Source organism: Ruminiclostridium cellobioparum DSM 1351 = ATCC 15832 (assembly GCF_000621505.1).
In the GTDB taxonomy this organism is placed as follows: Bacteria; Bacillota; Clostridia; order Acetivibrionales; family DSM-1351; genus Ruminiclostridium; species Ruminiclostridium cellobioparum.
Map to the genome: position 1 here is coordinate 182,739 of NZ_KK211290.1, position 20,315 is coordinate 203,053.

Below are 20,315 nucleotides of genomic sequence, written 5' to 3' on the forward strand. Positions count from 1 at the left end.
TAATCATGCGTTTTTAATTATTGAATTTTTTAATTCATAATGATAGAATATTCTAAACTAAAAGAAAATTTCCTTCTTTTTATGTAAGTATGTTGAAATAATTATTCTCATTTTTTATTCTTTTTCCGATACTTTTTATGTAAAATATAAATAAGCGATATTAAAAGAAGCAATTACAGATCAAAAAAGGACGGGCCGTTTATGGAAAATTTAGCTATAGGTATTGATATCGGAGGTACAAACATTAAGGGAGGTGTGATCAGCAGCAGAGGTGAAGTTATCATTTCGGACAAGATTTCAACACAGGCCAAAAAAGGTTTTTCCCACACCTTCCTGCTTGTCAGGGAATTAATAGGCAAACTTATAGCCGGGTCGGCAGGAATGGGCAGAATTTGCGGCATCGGCTGTGCTACAGCAGGTCAGGTTGACCACAGGCTTGGAAAAGTGGTTTTTGCAACCGACAACCTTCCCGGTCTCAGCGGTTTTCAGCTTAAAAACGAAATTCATGAGGCTTTCAATTTACCCGCTGCGGTTGAAAATGACGTTAATGCTGTGGCGCTGGGAGAACATTGGATGGGTGCGGCTGCGGGACTTGAAGACTTTATCTGCCTTACTCTGGGAACAGGCGTAGGAGGTGCCATCTTCAGAAATGGAGGTATTGACTACGGAGCTGCCGATATTTCAGGTGAATTCGGACACTTCAGTATCAATTTTGACGGCCCCTTATGCAACTGCGGAAATAAAGGCTGCTTTGAGCAATACGGCTCTGTTACCGCACTGATTCAACACATGCGGCAAAGCCTTGCGGAAGGAAAAAAATCACTGGTAAGCGACCTTGTGAAAGGTGACCCTCAAAAAATAAACGGAGAAGTTATCTTCGAGGCCAAGGAACTGGGTGATGCCCTGGCTTCGGCTATTGTGGACGATTATATACTGCACCTGTCGGTTGGTATTGTGGGCCTGCTTCATATATTAAACCCGGGCGGAGTAATTATCGGCGGTGGAATAACACAGCTTGGAGAAAAACTGATTGGCCCTTTGACTGAAAATATTATTAAAAGAGCCATGCCGAAATTCACCGAAAAGCTGTTGATTAAAAATGCAAGACTTGGCGATAACGCGGGAATCATCGGAGCAGTCAGAAGGCTTTTTATTTAAAGCTGCTTATAAATAAATTTGGAGGCTGAATATGAAGAATATCATATATATACCGCTGGACGAAAGACCCTGTAATTACAAATTCATGCCCATGCTTGCCAGGGGTACTGATTATAACGTTCTGGTCCCTCCCATGGAGCTTCTTGGCAGAAAAAAGACACCTGCCGATGTGGATGCGCTCTGGAGCTGGGCTTTTAAAAATGCCGGATCAGCAGAAGGAGCTATTCTGTCAATCGACATGCTTGTCTACGGGGGTATTATTCCCTCAAGACTGCACAAGCTGTCGGCGGCCGAAGGTAAGGCTGTTCTGGGAAAACTGCGCAAGCTCAAAGCATTAAACGCATCTCTGAAAATATATGCTTTCAATCTTATAATGAGATGTCCCTCCTACTCCAGCAGTGACGAAGAACCTGATTACTACCAGGACTATGGAACCGAAATATTTAAAAGCGGATTTTTGGGGCACAAAAATGAATTAAATAAGACTACGAAAGACGAAGAAACCGAGTATGCCCTCATTGCCAACCGGCTTCCGGCCAAAATACTTCAGGACTATACAAGCCGCAGAAAAATAAATCTTGAAATCAATAAACTTTCCGTAGACCTGTTAACGGAAGGCATAATTGATTTTTTGGTTATCCCCCAGGATGATTCGGCACCTTACGGTTTTACAGCAATAGATCAGTCAAAGCTGAGGAATTATATCGGTGAAAAAAACGCAGGTCTTAAGGCGTACATGTATCCCGGTGCCGATGAAGTAGGGATGACGCTGTTTGCAAGAATGGTGAACGAGACGGCGGGTTACCGTCCCAGCGTATACCTGAGATTTTCAAGCGTGGGGGCCCCCTTTGTGGTTCCTCTCTACGAAGACAGACTTCTGTATGAAAGTATAAAATACCATGTGCTCTGCGCCGGGGGCCTGATTTGCGACAGCCTGGCCGACGCTGATATGGTCCTTATGGTAAATGCCCCTGCCGAAAAAATGCTGGAGGCCAATCAACAGCAAACAAAAGGTTCAAACTATACCGTCGGCAGAAATCTTATAGAATTCGTGGAATACATGGATTTTGTCATCAATACGAAAAAACTGACGTGCGCCGTGGCCGACGTTGCCTTTGCCAACGGCGGCGACCTGGAACTGCTGAATTATATAAAGCAGAAAAACCTGCTTTACAAGCTCTCCTCCTATGCCGGCTGGAATACCAGCTCAAACACACTGGGGACCGCAATAACACAGGCCTTTATCTGCCGCCTGTACGGTGCCACACAGTCCCATTACGATTTTTTAGGCCTCAGGTATGTGGAAGATGCGGCATACTGTGCACAGGTTCGCCAACTGGTAACAGAGCGTTATCTGCCCGGTATGCAGTTAAATTATTTCAAAACGGATGGCCCCAGAGGAAAGGCAGCCGAAATAGTTAAACAGGAACTTCAGAAATTCAGTGACAGCTATCTAGGTGATGCCCGGCATAGTATTGTCATAAACGATGTATATATGCCCTGGTCCAGAATGTTTGAAGTTGGACTGGACGTAGAAGTAAAATGAGGCGATACAATTTTCGTAATTGTTTTGGGTGCGTCTTTATTTTATGAAGTTACCAGTTGATGTAAAAATATTACCTAGTAGTCTGTAACATCTAATAAATTAAAAATCCAGCTGCCGGAACAGCTGGATTTTTTAATACAATTTCGGCAAAACAGCTTCGGCTGTTTTGTTGAGCATATCAAATGCCAGATCGCCTCTTCTTATGGCCACCGCAGTATAGAATATATCCAGCACCTGCAGCTGGGCGATCTTGGAAGTCAGTGCGCCGCTTCGAAGAGGAGTTTCTTCCGCGGAGGTAAGCAGTATGGCATTGGCATACTTGGTAATGGGAGATTTTTCATAGTTGGTTATGGCAATTGTAAATGCACCTGCTTTTTTAGCAAGAGCAAGAGAATCCACCGTATCCTTCGTGCTGCCGCTGAAGCTGATACCGATGGCAACGCTTTTTGAGTCCAGATTCACCGCAGACATGTTTTGCAGGTGCGGGTCACTGAAGGATTCACATTTGATGCCTATTCTCATAAACTTGTATTTGGCGTCTCCGGCAGTAAAGGCAGAAGCACCAACTCCGTAAATATCAATCCTGTCTGCTGCCAGAATTGCGTTGATGGCCTTTTCCATTGCCGCTGTGGAAAGTATTTTGGAGGTATTTTTTATTGCTTCAATATTTGCAACGGTTATTTTGTTGATAATTTCTTCAATATTGTCATCCCCATGAATTTTTTCATGCAGATTTTCCTGGGGATTTACACATTCCCTTGCCAGAACAAGCTTGAACTCCTGATAACCCTTCAGATTTATCTTCCTGCAAAATCTCACAATCGAGGTTTCACTGACCTCACAGTTTTCAGAGAATTCGGTTATGGACATATAAATAATCTCAATCTCGTGTAAAAAAATATAATCTGCTATTTTCTTTTCAATTTTAGAAAAACTGCTGTAAAGACTTCTTATTTTTAATAGGCACTGTTTGTCCTGCATTTTTCACCTCGTTATTTTTTAATAATGCTTGAGAAATTATAAATATTTTTTCAATCTCTTTGAGACATTGCATTGAAAAGTTTATTTTTCAAAATTTTATATTTATTTATATAATCATACAATATATATATAATTTACTATATCTAATTTGCATAATAATTTTTTGAAATTTTTAGTAAATAATTAAATTTGCCTTATAAGTTCCAGCATTTTTTTCCTTAATATTTTTTCAGCATCACGCCTGAGCCAGCTGCCCCAGTAGGAATATCCGCCCTGGTCATAGGCTTCTGCCGTTGTCATATAACCCATGTACCCGTTTACCTGATCCAGCACAATCAGCTTATTTCCCATGCTTTGAGCCTTTAACCACAGACAGGTCTCTGTCAGGCACTCCCCCGGAAGTCCGGCAAATACCAGTCCGTTAAGGGATACTGCCTCAATTTCCGCAATAACCGTCCGGCTTTTCAGTTCCGAACCGGTAATTCCAACCCAGCTATTAATAATTGTGCTGATACAGCTCTGATGCATCTTCTCATCAATCAGCCTTTTTATTAAGGCAGGGGGAGCTGCATTTTTCAGGGCAGTATCCAAATTCTCCGTTGAGGCTTTAATCTGTTCCTCTCTGCATCTGGAAGCCTCAAGAGAATGGGGCATGGAATCCCTCATGGGCAGATCAACTTTTCCGGCTTTTATTCCAGTCAGTTTAATATCCTCCCATTCCCCCGGCGTACTATCCCATACCTTAAGAAATGCGCGGGCTATTTCATTTCCTATGCGGAAGGCCTCCCGGTCGCATACGGCATAGGTCGTCATTCCTTCATAACCTTTTCGCACAGAAAGGTTGCCGCAAGGGCCATTGACATACAGACCGGTACCTCCGATGGCTTTGTCCATTGCCTCTCTCAGGTATCCGGGCCAGTCCCAATGATATTTATACTGGTCGGTTATGCCCATGGACTCAAATAGTACGGCAACATCAGGATGTGCAGCAAATCTGGTAATGGTGCCCAATACCTCACCTGTTCCGGACCGGAATACAAGCAGGGCACCCTGCGGATCAGCCGGCCTGTCAAAATATATATTGTCCTTGAAAGCTTGAATATCCGGTTTATAGCCGTATAAGTTCATTATATCCGGATTTCTGCCGAAGGGCCTGCCTTGGGGATCATACTGCAGGCCTGCCCAAACGGTAACGGCTCCCAGCTCGGGTATATATTGCTCTCTGTTGACATTAAACCTGTCCTCCAGATCAAGAAGGATATAGCTTAGCTGAGCGTCCACTGCTGACAGCATCATATCCCTGATCACCGGGACACAAATTTCAACAAGCCTGTCACAAGGCGCACCATCCAATTCATCAGAAATCGGTGCGGCATGAATCTGCAGCTCGTGATACCATATATTCGCTGCAGGTATTCCCGTAGCCTCTGAGACAGCTTTTCTCCACTTTATGCAGGTCCGTCTGAAGGTGCCGGAAAAATCAAAAACCGCAAGCAGCCACTGCTGCCTTCCATCCCGCAGGTATACGAACCTGCCTTCCAAATCCTTGCCAAACGGATATTTTGCCTCAAATACATCATTGACGATTACTTTACCGAAACTGCACTTTCCCACAAGGACCTCCAAAAAGTATACTCTTAAAAAACTTGTTTCCAAGTCTGCGGCTAAAAAACAAATTCATAAATGTGAAGATTATATTTTTCTTTATCCATTATGTTGAAAATTATTTTCACATTTATTATAATCATTATATAATATAAAATAGATTGAAGCAATAAAATATATCGTGAATGTAAATGTCTTCCTCCTGTTCAGGCGGTGGGAAAACATCATGGAGGTAAACATGCTGAAGGAGCAACCCTGGCTGAACTATGGAGATTATCTGGATCTCGAGCTTTTACAGGCTGTGGATGAAGGAAGGGACGTTAAGGACATAATTGAAACTGTCGACGAAATAAAGAATATGAATCCTCTTGATGCTGAAAGAGAAGTACTGGCAGCTGCCTTTTTGGACAGGATCCAGCATTTGCAAATCAAAAAGGATTACCGCTTTTTTGAACCTTCGGAGCTCGAAGCCATAAAAGCATCCAGACCAGCACTCCGTCCGGACTTGAATGTCAAATTGTTGTCCGAACACATAGAAGCCCTGAGTTATGATAAAATATACGGCGCCTGGCTTGGAAGGTGTGCAGGCTGCCTTTTGGGCCAGCCGGTCGAGGGCTGGTACCGGGAACGTATTACCGGACTTCTGAAGGCTACTGGCAATTATCCCGTAAACTATTACATATCTTCCGACATTTCCGGGGAACTTCGCAAAAAGTATGATGTCAGTGATGAGGGCGGCGTTTATGGCAGCAGCATTAAGAACTGGATAAATAATGTGCAGCATATGCCTGAAGACGACGATACAAACTACACTGTTATGGGACTTAAAATACTTGAGCAATACGGGATGGCTTTCACTCCGGAGGATGTTGCGGAATGCTGGCTTTCAAACCTTCCCATTCTCCACACCTGCACTGCCGAGAGAATTGCATACAAAAATATTATAAATCTGATATATCCTCCGCATTCGGCCAGCTGCAGAAATCCGTACAGAGAATGGATAGGCGCACAGATAAGAGGTGATTTTTTCGGCTATATCACCCCCGGAGACCCTGAGCTCGGAGCCGAGCTGGCCTGGAGAGATGCTTCAATTTCACATGTTAAAAACGGTATATACGGTGAAATGTTCATTGCTGCCATGCTGTCTGCTGCCGCTTTGCTGAATGACCCGTATAAAATCATTGAATGCGGCCTGTCACAAATCCCGGAAAAATCCAGATTATTTGAAGCAGTTAATGATGTTCTCTCCTGGAAAGAGCTTGGTTTGAACTGGGAACAGGCTATTGACAGGGTACATAAGCTCTTTGACGAAAAGACAGGTTACCACTGGTGCCATACCATCCCCAATGCTATGATTGTCTGCATAGCCCTGATATATGGAGAGGCGGAACTTGAAAAATCCATAGGTATAGCTGTTATGGCCGCTTTTGACACAGATTGCAATGGGGCTACGGCAGGTTCAATAGTAGGAATGATTAACGGAGCCGGCGGACTTTCCGACAAGTGGATCAAGCCCCTTAACAACAAATTGAAATCAGGTGTGGACGGCTTCGGCCTGGTGGAGATATCCGAGCTTGCAAGACGCACGGTTGATATGGCAAAAAAGCAAAGGCTTGAAAAAAATTGAAGTCAATTTTTAAAGAAACTTTTTAATATTTGAAAAAGAGGTGTTTGGGGATGAAATTTAAATTTACCGGTTATACGGATTTTTTTGATAAAGGTATCGAAATATTTGGCAGGATGCTGGCTTTTGAAATATCTTCAGACGGTATTGCCGTGGTATTGGAGCAAAGGCCGGGAACTCTCGAGGTCAGCTTTTCAAATAACAGCGGATGTATCAGGTTTGATAGGAAAATACATCTTTATAGAGGTCTGGGGCTGCTTATTGAAAATCTGAGAAAGAGCAGCAGCTTTCACATTGTTGAGCAGCCTCAATTTGATATGGACGGAGTCATGGTGGACGTTTCCAGAAATGCCGTCTTAAAAACGGAAAATATTAAACAGCTCCTGGAAAAAATGGCTGTTATGGGCCTGGATACCTTAATGCTCTACACCGAAGATACCTATAAGGTTGACGGCCTTCCCTATTTCGGCTATATGCGGGGGAGCTACTCATACGAGGAGTTAAAGGAGTGTGATGACTATGCCGACATATTTGGTATTGAAGTCATACCCTGCATCCAGACACTGGCCCATATAGACCAGGCACTCAAATGGAATTTCTCAAAGGATATCAAAGATACGGAGGATATTCTTCTCGTGGGCAGCCAACAGACTTACGAATTTCTTGAAAAGCTTATTCAAGCAATAACCAAGCCCTTCAGAAGCAAAAAAATACATCTGGGTATGGATGAAGCTCACTTTCTCGGGTTAGGCAAATATCTCGATGAGCATGGTTACAGGAGAAGGTTTGACATCATGTCCGAACATCTTCAAAGGGTTACCGGAATTACAGACAAATACGGCCTGGAACCCATGATCTGGAGCGATATGTATTTCCGGCTGGGTTCCAAAACCGGCGATTACTATGATATGAATGCGGTCATCCCCGAGGATGTGCCCGGCAAAATCCCGGCAAACCTGTCCCTGGTTTATTGGGATTACTACCATAATGATGAAGCCTCCTACCTGCGCCTTATCAAGAGCAACAAACAGTTAAAGCAGGATATTATTTTTGCCGGTGGAATATGGACCTGGAACGGCATATGCGTAAACTACGGAAAGACCTTTGTAACAACCAATGCTGCCATGAGCGCCTGCAAAAAAGAAGGGGTAAGAAAAGTCATTGCTACCATTTGGGGCGACAATGGCGCCGAAACCAATATTTTTTCCGCTCTGCTGGGCCTGCAGCTTTTTGCGGAACATGGATACAATCCTCAAATTGACATGGATAAACTGTATGAAAGATTTGAATTCTGCACCGGCGGAAATGCGCAGGCATTTCTGGATATTTCCTTGATAAATCAGGCACCCGGAGCAGCAGGCATATACCAGGATGTTGCAAATCCTCCCAAGTATATTTTATGGCAGGATATCCTTATGGGTTTGTTTGACAAACATCTGGAAGGGCTGGATTTGCAAACATATTATTCAAAGCTTGAGTCAAAATTTATAAACTATGCCTCTGCCAGCGGCCAATGGAGATTTATCTTCCAAATGCTGCATAAGCTGTGTACGGTTCTTAGTCTTAAAAGCAGTATAGGAATTGAACTGAAAGCCGCTTACGACTGTGGGGATAAAAAGCATCTTGGGATAATAGCAGCCGACAGCCTGCCCAAACTATATAATTCAATTGATGAATTGCGGGCAGCTCACAGGGAGCAGTGGTTTCACACCTACAAGCCCTTTGGCTGGGAAATACTTGACATACGTTACGGCGGATTATTGGCCAGGGTGAGTACCGCTCAATTCAGAATCAACGAATTTTTAAAAGGCAGCATAGCTTCCATTGAGGAACTGGAGGAGGAGCGGCTTTGGTTCGACAACTCTGAAATGCCTGAAGGCAAAGGTCTGGGGCATTGCAATCTCTATCACAGGATTATTTCAGCAAGTCCCCTCGGTTGATGGAGTGCACCATAAAAGCTCTATATACCTTTTATATATCAATTAAATATCCTTTCATTGGTCATAAGGTTAAAGGATATCTAATTGATATGATCTTTGCAGGCTTTGGAATTTTTTACCTTGAATTAGTATGATTCAGCCACAAAAAACCCGTCTTTAAAAATTGGCTGATTTAAAGTATTATAGTATTAATGTTGTTGGGAAGACAGGGGACAAAAATGTACAAAGCACTGATAGTTGATGATGATAGGGCAATCCGGTATGAGCTGAAAAAATCGTTTTTATTTGGCCTGCATGGCTTTGATATTGCCGGTGAAGCCGGAGATGGAAAGGAAGCTCTTGAAAAAATAAGCTCGGCAGAGTATGACATAGTATTTGTTGATATAAGAATGCCAAGAATTGACGGCATTCAATTTATCCGGGAATTACGGAACGGCGGGAATGATTTGTGTGTTGTAATTATCAGCGGATCCTGTGATTATTCCTTTACACGTCAAGCTATAAAGCTGGGTGCCTTTGATTATCTTCTAAAGCCCATAGAAGCGGAAGAGCTTGATGAGCTGTTAAGCAATGCAAGGCTGTTCCTGGATGAGAAGGGCGAAAACCGAAAGCTGGCCGAGCATACCAGACTTCAGCTGGAAGAAAGCCTGAAACTGCCCTACTCGGTTCAGGAGGAACAGGAATTATTCAGACTTATTAAAGAGAGCGGCAAAAATGCTGAGGCATATGCAGCCGGCCTTGCCTCAAGGCTGGCTGCTTTCTATGAAGAGGACGGTTTCAAATTGTCAATAGTACTGGAAAACAGCTTGAAAAACTTATACGGGCTGTTTTTATCCGATATGCCCTGGCTGGACAAGCTTCAAGTCAAGGGTTTCAAGGCTTCGGTAAAGCCGCTGGAAAGCACCACTGCAATAATTGCCGTATTCATTTCCAATATAAAGGGCCTGGCAGAATTTATAAATGATTTGCATATCAGCGGAACAAATCCTGTTGTAAAGCTTCTTTGTGAATATTTTATAAATAATGTCGAGGGCCGGACTACTCTTGAGGATGCAGCCAGGACGCTTAATTACAGCAGTAAGTACCTGGGGAAGATCTTCCGCCAGGTGACAGGTGAAAGTGTGGTCAATTACATTACAAGAGTGAAGATGGAACGGGCAAAAGCCCTGGTTCTGTCGGGAAAGTACAAAACCTATGAAATCAGCGAAATTATGGGGTATAGGAATACCGACTACTTTACGCGTTTATTCAAGCAGTACCACAACATGACACCAATAGATCTGAAACGTTTAACCAAATAAATTCCCTACTTCCACCTCAACCGGTAAGGTGAAACAGACCTCGGCACCCCTGTCGACTACGGCTGTTATCCATACTCCGCCCCCATGCAGATTTATGATTTTTTTAACGCTGGCAAGTCCTATCCCGGTGCCCTCGAACTCACTTTGAGTATGAAGCCTCACAAACATCTTAAAAATATTTTCGGCATAATTCATGTCAAAGCCCACACCATTATCTTTTATGGAAAACAAGTATTCATAGTCAATTTTTTTACAGCTCATCTGAATTATTGATCTATCCCTGCCCCTCGAATACTTTGCCGCATTGGAAAACAGATTGACCAATACCTGGCCCAGAAGAAGGCTATCCCCATGGACCACCGGCAGCTCACCTCTTTCGAATACTATTTTCTGACCCGGACAGACCTTTTTTATTTCTTCAAAAGCCTTTTCCGAAAGACTGCCCATATTTACAGACTCAATCTTTAATGCAGTCCGTGAAAGCTTTGCCAGCTGCGCATATTTTTCAATAAGGTCAACAGTTTTAGACGTTTTCTCAGTCAGCATTTCAAGAAGCTCATTGATATCCTCATCCTTCCGGTTCTCGACCGCCTCTTTTAAAAAGCCGGCAAGTTTCTTTATTGACCGGACAGGTGTCTTTAAATCATGTGAGATCATATGGTTGAAGCTGTCAATATCGTTATAGGCCTCCAGGAGTTTATCGGTCCGCTTCTTCAGGTTTAAATGGGTCTGTATGCGTACAAGCAGCTCATTTGCATTCACGGGTTTTGACACATAATCCTGCGCACCTGCCTCAAAACCCCTTACTATATTTTCACTGTCTTTTACAGCTGTAAGAAAAATTATTGGCACCGAATGATACCGGGGATCTTTCCTTATTAATGAACACAGCTCGAAGCCATCCATTTCAGGCATTATTACATCAAGCAGGATCAAGTCGGGGATTCCTTTCTTTAATGCATCAAAGGCCTGCAAAGCGCTGGTGGCCACCCTGACCCTGTAGTTTTTGGTCCTGATTATGGAAGCAACGAAATGTACGTGCTCAGGAGTATCATCTATTATCAGGATTTCAGGATTTTTATTTATGTAATTCAAATAATCAGCGCCCCCTTAAACTATTCATACACTGAATATCCTCAACTATTTATATATGATAGAATTATGTATGATACCATTATACATATTTAACCTGTTTAATTCCATTATGGTTCATGAGCGAAGGTGTGGCCAGGCTATGAATCCATATGCCGACTGGAGGAGCAGATGAATTTAACAAGTATTATACTATTGGATGCTGTTATTGTTTTTGTATTAGCGGCGGCCCTTTTCGTCCCCGGCTTATTATATTATAAAAGGATTATTGCAGAAAAAAACACTCTTTTGAACGCCGTTCTCAATGCCCTTCCCTACGGTCTTTTCGAAATTGATATAAACGGAAACTGTCTTGATTACATGGCGGCTTCCAACGATATTATCTGTCATCAGTACTCTATCGCAGGTAAAAACATACGGGAATTTATATCCGGAGACAATTGGGAATTAATAAAAGCTGCAATGGAAACAGCTCTAAAATCAGGCAAAGAAATGATTGAGGCTTTTCCCTACCCTGATCCCGCAGGAGAGATACACTGGTATGAAATCTCCCTGGCAGGCAGGACTCCGGCAAATGACAAAACTAAAGCCAAAAGCTTTATTGTGCTTGCCCGGGATATCACTGCCAGAGTGAAATTCCAACTGGCACTGAGGGAAAGCGAGGAGAGGCTGAAATTGGCGGCCCTTGCCGGGAAAATCGGCATCTGGGAATATGATATATCCACAGGTAAATCTATAATTATCTGTAATTATATCGGAGTGGAATATCCCGAAGATCTCTTAAAAGTAAATTTTCGGGATCTTGTCCACCCTGAAGATAAGGAAATGGTCAGTAAGGCCTTTGCCGATTATCTTTCTGGTAAAGCCGGGGCATTTGAAGTAAACTGCCGCATCAATGCTCCGAACCTGGGCTGGCAGTGGATGCTCATATCCTGTCTGGCACTGGCCAGGGACAGGAATGGAAAAATTCTCAGAGTCGCAGGCTATATAAAAAACTTTACCAGGCAGAAGAAAACCCTGGAGGGGCTTAAGTATGACAAAGCAGCAGCCGAAGCGGCCAGCCGGGCCAAAAGTGAATTCATCGCAAATATGAGCCATGAATTACGCACCCCTTTAAATGCCGTTCTGGGCCTCAGCCGCATGTTGATGAACTCCGGGCTTGATTCAAGGCAATACGATTACCTGCAAAAAATACAATATTCGGCAGAAGGCCTTTTAACCATTGTAAATGATGTTCTTGATTACTCCAGGTACAATACCCCCGAACTGAAGCTCCAGGAAATACAATTCGACCTGTTTGAACTCATAAATAAAACTGTCAGCATCCTCTCCAACAGTATCCGGAGTAAAGGGCTCAATCTGATTATTAATATAAGCGAGAATGTGCCGGTCTCATTTATTGGCGATCCTGACAGGCTGAGGCAGATATTGCTCAACCTTGTGGGCAATGCGGTAAAATTTACTGAAAAAGGCAGTATTTCAATTAATGTAAATGTATCTGCTGCCGAAACTGCCTCCTCTCAAGTTATTCTTGAATTTTCAATAGAGGATACCGGTATCGGCATCTCACCCCAACAAAGGCTGAAATTATTCAAGCCCTTTTCCCAGGGTGATCCGGGCATATCCAAAACATACGGAGGAACCGGCCTGGGTCTTGCCATCAGCAAGAATCTTATAGAAAAGATGGATGGAAAGATAAGCCTTGAGAGCCGGCCGGGATACGGCAGCAAATTTGATTTTACCGTGGGGCTGACGCCTGCTCCGGCTGCTTCAATTCTGCCCAAACCGGAGCTCCGCGGTTCAAAAGCTGTTATGCTCATTGAAAATCCTGTTCTGCTTTCTCATACGGCCAGACTTTTAAAACTTCTTGGAATGGGCAGTATAATTGACGGAAACACTGATAATCCCCCGGCGTTTGAAGATACCGATTTCCTGTTCTGCCAGCCGGACGGTAATGACGTCTCCGGGCTTTCCGGGCTGGTACCGCCCCAATGTAAAGTAATAGCTGCAGGAACTTTTGAAAGCAATGAATATGATGACCTGCAGCTGATCTATCCCTTCGGTCTAAATCAGCTGCACAACTATCTCACAGGCTTGAAGCCCGCGGTTGTGCCTGTATCGGCGGCACCCTTAAAAATCCTGGTTGTGGATGATAATGAAGTCAATCTCATGGTAGCCGAGGAATGCCTCAGCAGTGCCGGTCACCATGTCACCAGGGCTTCGGGCGGACAGGAAGCTCTGAAAAAGCTGCAGCAGGAATATTACAACCTTGTGCTGATGGATCTGCACATGCCTGTAATGGATGGGCTCGAAACCTCCAGAAGGATCAGGAAGCTGCCTCTTGCCGGTAAACCGGTCATAATAGCGCTCACTGCCGATATTGATGAAGCAGTCAGGAAAAAAGCGCTGAATACCTGGGTGGATGACTATATCACAAAGCCTTTTGATCCCGGCAAACTGCTTTTTACCATTGAAAAGTGGAGGACTGCGGCAGAAGCTGACGCACTTGACATTTCCTCAGCCCTGAAGCGGCTGGGCGGGGATTATATTGCATATATGAATATCCTTGGATTGTTCGTTAAAAATCATAAGAATTTTGTCCATGAATTGAAAACAGCACTGATAGATAAAGACTATCCCGCAGCCGTCTTATTATGTCACTCTATGAAAGGTGTGGCGGCAAATATAGGGTCGGAGTCCTTATCACTGTCGGCCGCTGCAGCGGTACAGGAGCTCAGGGCCGTTGGTACGGAAAATACTGCCCCTTTGGTTTTCCCGGTTCTGGAGGAACAGTTCGGACGGGTTTATTCCTCAGCCGCCGCCCTGGCCGAGAAAAACAAAAATCTTGAAGGGCAGGCGCAGGTCACCATAGATCAGATTACCGGCCTGCCGCAGCAGTCAGAAACAGCAGGTACCGACACTGTGCTGGGGGATGAACTTGAAGCTTTGATCTCACTTACGGAACGGGGTGATTTTGAAGCCTTTGAGCGTTTCAGGCTGCTTAGGCCTTTATTGCTTCAAAGCTTTGAGCAAAACAGGATGGGAGGACTTGAGGAAGCAATCCGGCAAATGGACTGGGAGGCTGCACTCAAAATTTTAAAAGAGCTTTTGATAGATATAAATATAATATAAGGTCCAATTTAAAATGCAGCCTTTGGCAACCGGCCCACAGACAGTTTTCTAAAGGGAGTTTGCAAAATGAAGTATTTTCATTTTACAAACTCCCTTTCAATGAAAAAGAATACCTGCAAAATTGTATCTACATATTTTCTACAAATTGTATTTTTAAGCCATCGGGGTCTGTCACATAGAAAAACTTCACATGGGGGTTGGGCTGGAAAGGTCCGCTATGAACAGCTATTCCCTTTTCCTTTACATAGGACATCATTTCATCAATTGACGCAACTTCAAAGCCAAGTGATATATCCTTCCCAAGGTTTGCTTCATTTGCACCTTTATTATAAATCAGTTCAACCTGTGTCTCCCCTTCTCCCAAAAAAGCTATTTCCATATCTGTCCCCATACCGAAATGCCTGTTTACAGGAAGCCCCACGATTTCCTGATAAAACCGAAGGGATTTCTCCATATTTGTCACCTTTATGGTAGTCCAGCAAAATTTCATGTCATTTTCCTCCCAAGCTTGAATTTATTTTACTTCCGTATCTCTACACATATCATTATATTCAGTTTTGCAGACTTTATCAAACTTTAGGTGGCGTAAATTTACATCCATGACCGCGTGTGTTAAAATGGAGATAATATGGAGGTGTATTATGAAAACAATTTCAAAAATATTTTGTCTTATCCTGGTTTTAACTTTGAGTTTGACAATTCTCGCCGGCTGTGCCACCGATGAGCTTGTACTTTTAAGTGCTTTAAGCAAGCAGCCTGAAATAACTTCGAGCGAGAGTAAAACTGATGTAACCTTTAATTTGACTTCGGAAGGTTTAAAGGATTACGACAAGGAAAGTTTTGAACAAATAGCCGCAATTCTCAATGGAATGAAAATTGAAATTAATCAAAAATTCAAAAGCAATGCCGAGAAAACCGTCTCACAGGCTCAAGCCGATTTATCCGTTGATATGAACGGAATCAGTACCAAGGCATCCGTATGGGTTGATACAGACCTGACAGGAGATGTCCCGAAGGTTAAGGAAATATTTAAGGTTCCTTCCCTTTTGACTATGTTTATGTCTTCAGAGAACCAGGGTAAGGATTACATGGTGCTGGATACCGATAGCATGTTCTCCTCCAAGGATGCCGCTGTTTTCAACACATCCGGCAAACAATTGATGCAGTACAGCACCAAGCTGACTCCCAAGGTTATGAATTTTATCAAGGATTTTGCCAGGAATTCCAACCCCGGATTTTCCATAGTTACCGGAAAGGGAAGCAAAACCGTTGATAACCAGACAGTTTCTGTATACAACCTGAAGCTTGATGACGCTACCTTTAAAAAGCTGTTGTCCTACACTGTGACCAGCCTTGCCCAGAATGAAAATGCATTGAACCTGTTCAGAGATCTATCCATGGACACCGTTGACATATCCGGCCTTTCATATATGGAAAGGATGAAAGCAAAGGGAGAAATAAACAGATCCTTTGAAAAATTCAAGTCCGAACTTCCTGAATTTCTCAAAACCTGGGACAATATCATGGCTTCTGTCAAGGATGTAAAAATTCTTGGAGACAAAGGTATAGATATTGATTTTGGAATCAACAGCCAGGGCTATATTGTCAGCGAGAGCGGCACCTGTGATTTCGTCATCAACCTGAAAGAAATCAGTGCTGCCTACGAAAACTTCAATGCTCTTGAAGACCCTGATTACATAAAGGAAGAAAGTAAAGAGGAAGGCATTATTAAGCTTGGAATTACCTTTAACACCGTTAACACCAAAATCAATAAAGATGTCGTTATTGATTTCCCGGCAGTAACTCCTGAGAATTCCTTCAATTTCAGCGATATGCTAAATATGGGCAGAAGTTATTCCAGTGTTGCTTCCCAGGAGTACAGTTATGAACCGGATACCGCAGCGCCCGATGCGCCTGTTGTAAATAAGGTTTTAAAAACATCGAAAACAGTAACGGGTAAATCAGAAGCCTTCACAACAATTACTGTTAAAAAGGGTGAAACCGTTATCGGAGAGGGGATATCCGATGAAAAAGGAAACTTCACCGTCGACATTACTCCCGTAAAAACAAATTGTACACTGACGGTTACGGCAACCGATGTTTTTGGAAACGAAAGCAAAGCAACCACTGTAAAGGTTGATAAATAAATTCCGCAAAAACTGCTGGAACTGTTGCACAATGAATAAATTTTATTCATCCGGGCAGCAGTTCCTTTTTTATCTTTAAATATAGTAAAATGGGATCTCAAGGTTAGAGAATTGCAAATAATGGGTTACTGAGTTCGCGAGTTAAAAATAAAAACCCATAAAGAAGGCCATTTCTGGGCACTCCTCTACAGGTCACTTGGGGCTGTGAAATACCGTTTTTACACAAAGCTCACAATCTGGGGGCTTTCATTTCTCGTTATCTTCAGGAAGGTCGAACCCACCCTTATTATAGGATTTATAATTTCATGAGGAGGTATATATACAATTTCGCCTACCTCTCCCGTGTCAAGCTGAACCTTGGCTCCCACAAGATGTGTTGAAAAGTTCACCAGAAATGTGTGCAATACCGATGTATCAAATGTGCTGAGTCCTGTGGTAAGGAACATGTCGAAGGCCTCAAAAGGTGTTACCCTCTTCTTATAGGGACGATCCGAAGTCATGGCATCATATACATCTGCAATGGCAACGATTTTTGCATATTCTCCTATCTCCTCATCCTTTGCGCCTGTTGGATAACCTGAGCCATCTATCCTCTCATGGTGCATAAGCACAGCGTTCTTTATATTGATTCCGAAATGTGAGGACCCGTTGAGTATCTCGAAACCCAGGTAACTGTGTGTTTTAATTGTTTCAAATTCTTCGTCGGTCAGCTTGCCTCTCTTGTTGAGAAGTTCATTGTCTATTTTCATCTTGCCTATATCGTGCAGCACCCCGGCCTGTATCAGGTCTATCAGCTTGGAATCCTGCATGTGAAGCCGCCTTCCGATCAGCATTGAATAAAAACCCACATTTACGCTGTGTGAATAAGTGTAGTCGTCATACCCTTTAAGCTGATTAAGGTATTGTATTATAATATCTATACCATCCAGATTATTGTAAATTGATTCGGCAATACGTTTTATTTCCTTGTATTCAAACCTTTTTCCGGCTGCAATTTTATTAAAAACCTGTTTAACTGACAAAACTGTATCCTTGTATCCCGCAACCATCTTTTCCTTCTTTTCGTAATATCTATATGTGCGGCTTGAGTCTTTAAATATCCATACAGAAGTTATGCCGATAGTTTTTAATTTTGAAATGATGAAATCATTCAGTACTAAATTTTCTGCAGCCAAAATCAATCCTTTGTCACTGATTACATCCCTGGCTATAACGTCACCGCATCTGCAATCAAATACACTCACCCGTAATTTAGTCATATTAACTCCTCAGGAAAATCTATCTTTGAACAAATATTGTCACATATAGTTAAAATATTGTAACTATTGTAGCATTTTGTATATTATAATACATATATGAAATAAAGATTTTTTACATTAAATTAATGTACTTTTGTACATTTACCCACAAGAAAGGAATAATTATGCACGAAAAAAGTACAGTAGGCAAAATAATCGACACCTATACCGGAACTACTCAGGTACCTGTTATGTATATTGAAGATCCCGATTCACCCCCTACTTTATTTTCCGAGAACTACGATTACGCAGGCATTCTGGAATACGCCGACTTTGAAGAAATATCCGGTTTTCTTAAGGATTTGTTCTTCCAGCCGGCCGAGTATTCAAAGAATATTAATACATATCACACAAAAGGATACCTGGCATACATTATCGTACCCATCAGCAGCGGAAAGATAATCAAGGCTGTTTATGTTGCCGGACCCATGCTCTCATATGTACCCGATACAAAAAAAATTGAAGATATCTTCACCAATAAATTCTTACCTATTCATAAAAAAGTTAAATATGAAAATTTAATAAGGACTTTACCTATTGTCTCCGAAGAAAGACTTTGCCATCTTGGCCAGCTTTTGCTGGTTTTAAGCCAATCGGAGGAAAACAGCTGGTATTCTCCTGTCCGGGAAGAGTACGGAAATAAGGATATTAAAGTTACGGCACTGCCGGTTAAATTGAAGGAGCACACTACAAACACATCGGAAAATGATGAGTATAATGCACTTTATGCTTTCTGCCTTAAATTGAAAGATAAGATAATACAGGGAAATATGGACGACATTGTAGATCTGCTCAACAGTCATTCAAATCTTTTATGGGATACCAGGATCATCGATGACAATTTCCGTATATTAAAAAATAAGTCCATAGTGCTTTGTACTGTCTCATGTGTTTTTGCCGTTCTGGGAAATGCGCCGTATAAAAGGGTAATCGGATTGATCGAGAGCTTCTCGGCAAGTGTTGTCAATATAAAACAGCCACAGGAGATTATATTAAAGACCGCATATACCATTGAAACTCTTGCGTATCTGGTTTCAGTTTCAAACAGCAGCAATTATTCGCTTCATATAAAGCGTGTAATGCAATACATTAAAAGCCACTATAAAGAAAAGATCACGCTTACGGTACTGGCCGAATATGTAAATCTCAATTCGGTATATCTGTCCAGTCTGATAAAAAAAGAGACCAATTTATCGCTGCTGGACAATATAAATCTCATACGCGTGGAGGAAGGAAAAAACCTGCTGATATTCACAAATAAGTCCATACAGGAAATTTCATTTGCACTGGGATATAATTATCAGAATCATTTCAACAATGTTTTTAAAAAATTTACAGGCATGACACCTTTGGAATTCCGCCAGAATTACGGCCGAAACTCCTTCGAGCTGTAAGAAGCGTGCCGCGAAACAACAAAATTGCAATACATGATTAACTGTGATTATAGTGCGCGAGTACAACTTCAATAAATGGGAAGCTCAATTAAAAGTACATGCCTGAAATTTCAGGTGAAACACAAGTGTTTTAGCTGGCAAATCGGCAGGAAGCCGATTTGAGCAGCGATCCGAGACAGGAGGTCGAGTGTCCTGCGACAGCAAAAATACTTGTGATGAGCCGTACAAATTTCTGGCATGTACTTTGTGAGCAATCCATTTATTGAAGTTTGTATAGGAGCACTATTACAATATTTTTTCATGTGTATTTCAATTATTTTAGTTTCGAAACATCCCCTCTATTTTGTATTATCTTTTTAATGCTGTACTCGGAAAGGTGATATCTGTCGGCAATATCCTCCTTGCTGACACCGCTTTTATAAAGCCTTATGATTTCATTATTCCTTATAATGTATTTCTCCCTGGTTCCGTTTGCTTCTCCCCAGCCTGCCCGTGGTGAGTCATCACCGGGGACATATATCATTTCCCCCCTGACATATTGCTGAAGTTCTCTTAACAGGCACTCAGGAAGAATTGTTTTGGCATTTTTATATTTTAACAAGAAAATTCACTCCTTAAATTCGGTATTAACCGTTACAAAAAAACCGCAGGGAACAACCCCTGCGGACATGAAAAAAGTACGATAACCATACCGTACTTTAGCTTTAATAAATAGATAATCGGTTTTAGGGTTATTACGGGTTGCTGACGCAAAAGGCACACAAAACAGACCAATAAAATAATTGGTATTTGGAACGGCTATGCCTTTCACATGTATTCAGTTATATAAAAGCCACCTCATTACCAAATAAACTCATCATTCCAACACTCCCCTTTCACCAGAATTTTCAGAAAAACAAATAGTTATTCCTGCTTTTATTTTATTATGCGACCCGGTTGGCAGTCAAGATAAAGAACTGCTATAACCATTTATGATCAAAGATTTCAAAAAAAGGGCGCTCAACCCTTTCAGGCCGAACACCCCCGGGCCGTCAAACGGCGGCCACCTCCATTATAGTCTTCAACGCAAACCACTCCTTTCAAATAGGATTCGGTTC

At 42.3% G+C, this 20,315-nt stretch carries 14 protein-coding genes; 8 read left to right on the forward strand and 6 right to left on the reverse strand.

Features of this window, described 5'->3' with window-relative positions:
- Window positions 1–201: 201 nt before the first annotated feature.
- On the forward strand, window positions 202–1,158 hold the full coding sequence (locus tag T344_RS0121465; RefSeq protein WP_027630403.1) for an ROK family protein: 957 nt from the start codon (window positions 202–204) through the stop codon (window positions 1,156–1,158).
- Window positions 1,159–1,189: 31 nt separating this feature from the next.
- Window positions 1,190–2,704, forward strand: coding sequence for a DUF4127 family protein (locus tag T344_RS0121470; RefSeq protein ID WP_084331301.1), 1,515 nt, complete (start codon window positions 1,190–1,192; stop codon window positions 2,702–2,704).
- Window positions 2,705–2,836: 132 nt separating this feature from the next.
- Here T344_RS0121470 and T344_RS0121475 read toward each other — a convergent pair whose 3' ends face one another.
- Together T344_RS0121475 and T344_RS0121480 are read right to left on the reverse strand one after the other, a co-directional pair.
- Window positions 2,837–3,685 (reverse strand): MurR/RpiR family transcriptional regulator, encoded by an 849-nt coding sequence (locus T344_RS0121475; RefSeq protein ID WP_027630405.1) that lies wholly within the window; start codon window positions 3,683–3,685, stop codon window positions 2,837–2,839.
- A gap of 183 nt (window positions 3,686–3,868) precedes the next feature.
- Window positions 3,869–5,299: a hypothetical protein gene (locus tag T344_RS0121480; RefSeq protein ID WP_027630406.1), complete on the reverse strand. Its 1,431-nt coding sequence runs from the start codon at window positions 5,297–5,299 to the stop codon at window positions 3,869–3,871.
- Between the two features lie 229 nt (window positions 5,300–5,528).
- On the opposite strand from T344_RS0121480, the gene T344_RS0121490 reads away from it, so the two are divergent.
- The 3 genes from T344_RS0121490 (at window position 5,529) to T344_RS0121500 (ending at window position 10,155) form a co-directional block, all read left to right on the forward strand.
- The gene (locus tag T344_RS0121490; protein WP_027630407.1) at window positions 5,529–6,917 is read left to right on the forward strand and encodes an ADP-ribosylglycohydrolase family protein; all 1,389 of its coding nucleotides are present in this window, start codon (window positions 5,529–5,531) and stop codon (window positions 6,915–6,917) included.
- 50 nt (window positions 6,918–6,967) lie between these two features.
- The gene (locus T344_RS0121495) at window positions 6,968–8,854 is read left to right on the forward strand and encodes a beta-N-acetylhexosaminidase (RefSeq protein WP_027630408.1); all 1,887 of its coding nucleotides are present in this window, start codon (window positions 6,968–6,970) and stop codon (window positions 8,852–8,854) included.
- Between the two features lie 218 nt (window positions 8,855–9,072).
- Window positions 9,073–10,155, forward strand: a complete 1,083-nt coding sequence (locus tag T344_RS0121500; protein ID WP_027630409.1) for a response regulator transcription factor — start codon at window positions 9,073–9,075, stop codon at window positions 10,153–10,155.
- On the opposite strand, the gene T344_RS0121505 is transcribed toward T344_RS0121500, so the two are convergent.
- Window positions 10,144–11,250, reverse strand: a complete 1,107-nt coding sequence (locus T344_RS0121505) for a sensor histidine kinase (RefSeq protein WP_027630410.1) — start codon at window positions 11,248–11,250, stop codon at window positions 10,144–10,146. The genes T344_RS0121500 and T344_RS0121505 overlap by 12 nt on opposite strands.
- A 168-nt stretch (window positions 11,251–11,418) precedes the next feature.
- Between T344_RS0121505 and T344_RS0121510 the strand changes: the two genes are divergently transcribed.
- On the forward strand, window positions 11,419–14,379 hold the full coding sequence (locus tag T344_RS0121510) for a hybrid sensor histidine kinase/response regulator (RefSeq protein WP_027630411.1): 2,961 nt from the start codon (window positions 11,419–11,421) through the stop codon (window positions 14,377–14,379).
- 127 nt (window positions 14,380–14,506) lie between these two features.
- Here the strand turns inward: T344_RS0121510 and T344_RS0121515 are convergent, their stop codons facing one another.
- Window positions 14,507–14,869, reverse strand: a complete 363-nt coding sequence (locus tag T344_RS0121515) for a VOC family protein (protein ID WP_027630412.1) — start codon at window positions 14,867–14,869, stop codon at window positions 14,507–14,509.
- Window positions 14,870–15,020: 151 nt separating this feature from the next.
- On the opposite strand from T344_RS0121515, the gene T344_RS0121520 reads away from it, so the two are divergent.
- A complete protein-coding gene (locus tag T344_RS0121520) occupies window positions 15,021–16,526 on the forward strand; it encodes an Ig-like domain-containing protein (RefSeq protein WP_027630413.1) in 1,506 nt (501 codons plus the stop codon).
- Between the two features lie 218 nt (window positions 16,527–16,744).
- Here T344_RS0121520 and T344_RS0121525 read toward each other — a convergent pair whose 3' ends face one another.
- Window positions 16,745–17,785: an HD-GYP domain-containing protein gene (locus T344_RS0121525; protein ID WP_027630414.1), complete on the reverse strand. Its 1,041-nt coding sequence runs from the start codon at window positions 17,783–17,785 to the stop codon at window positions 16,745–16,747.
- 164 nt (window positions 17,786–17,949) lie between these two features.
- Between T344_RS0121525 and T344_RS31625 the strand changes: the two genes are divergently transcribed.
- On the forward strand, window positions 17,950–19,218 hold the full coding sequence (locus tag T344_RS31625) for a helix-turn-helix domain-containing protein (protein WP_051572132.1): 1,269 nt from the start codon (window positions 17,950–17,952) through the stop codon (window positions 19,216–19,218).
- 313 nt (window positions 19,219–19,531) lie between these two features.
- Here the strand turns inward: T344_RS31625 and T344_RS0121535 are convergent, their stop codons facing one another.
- On the reverse strand, window positions 19,532–19,819 hold the full coding sequence (locus T344_RS0121535; protein WP_027630416.1) for a CD3324 family protein: 288 nt from the start codon (window positions 19,817–19,819) through the stop codon (window positions 19,532–19,534).
- Window positions 19,820–20,315: the final 496 nt, after the last annotated feature.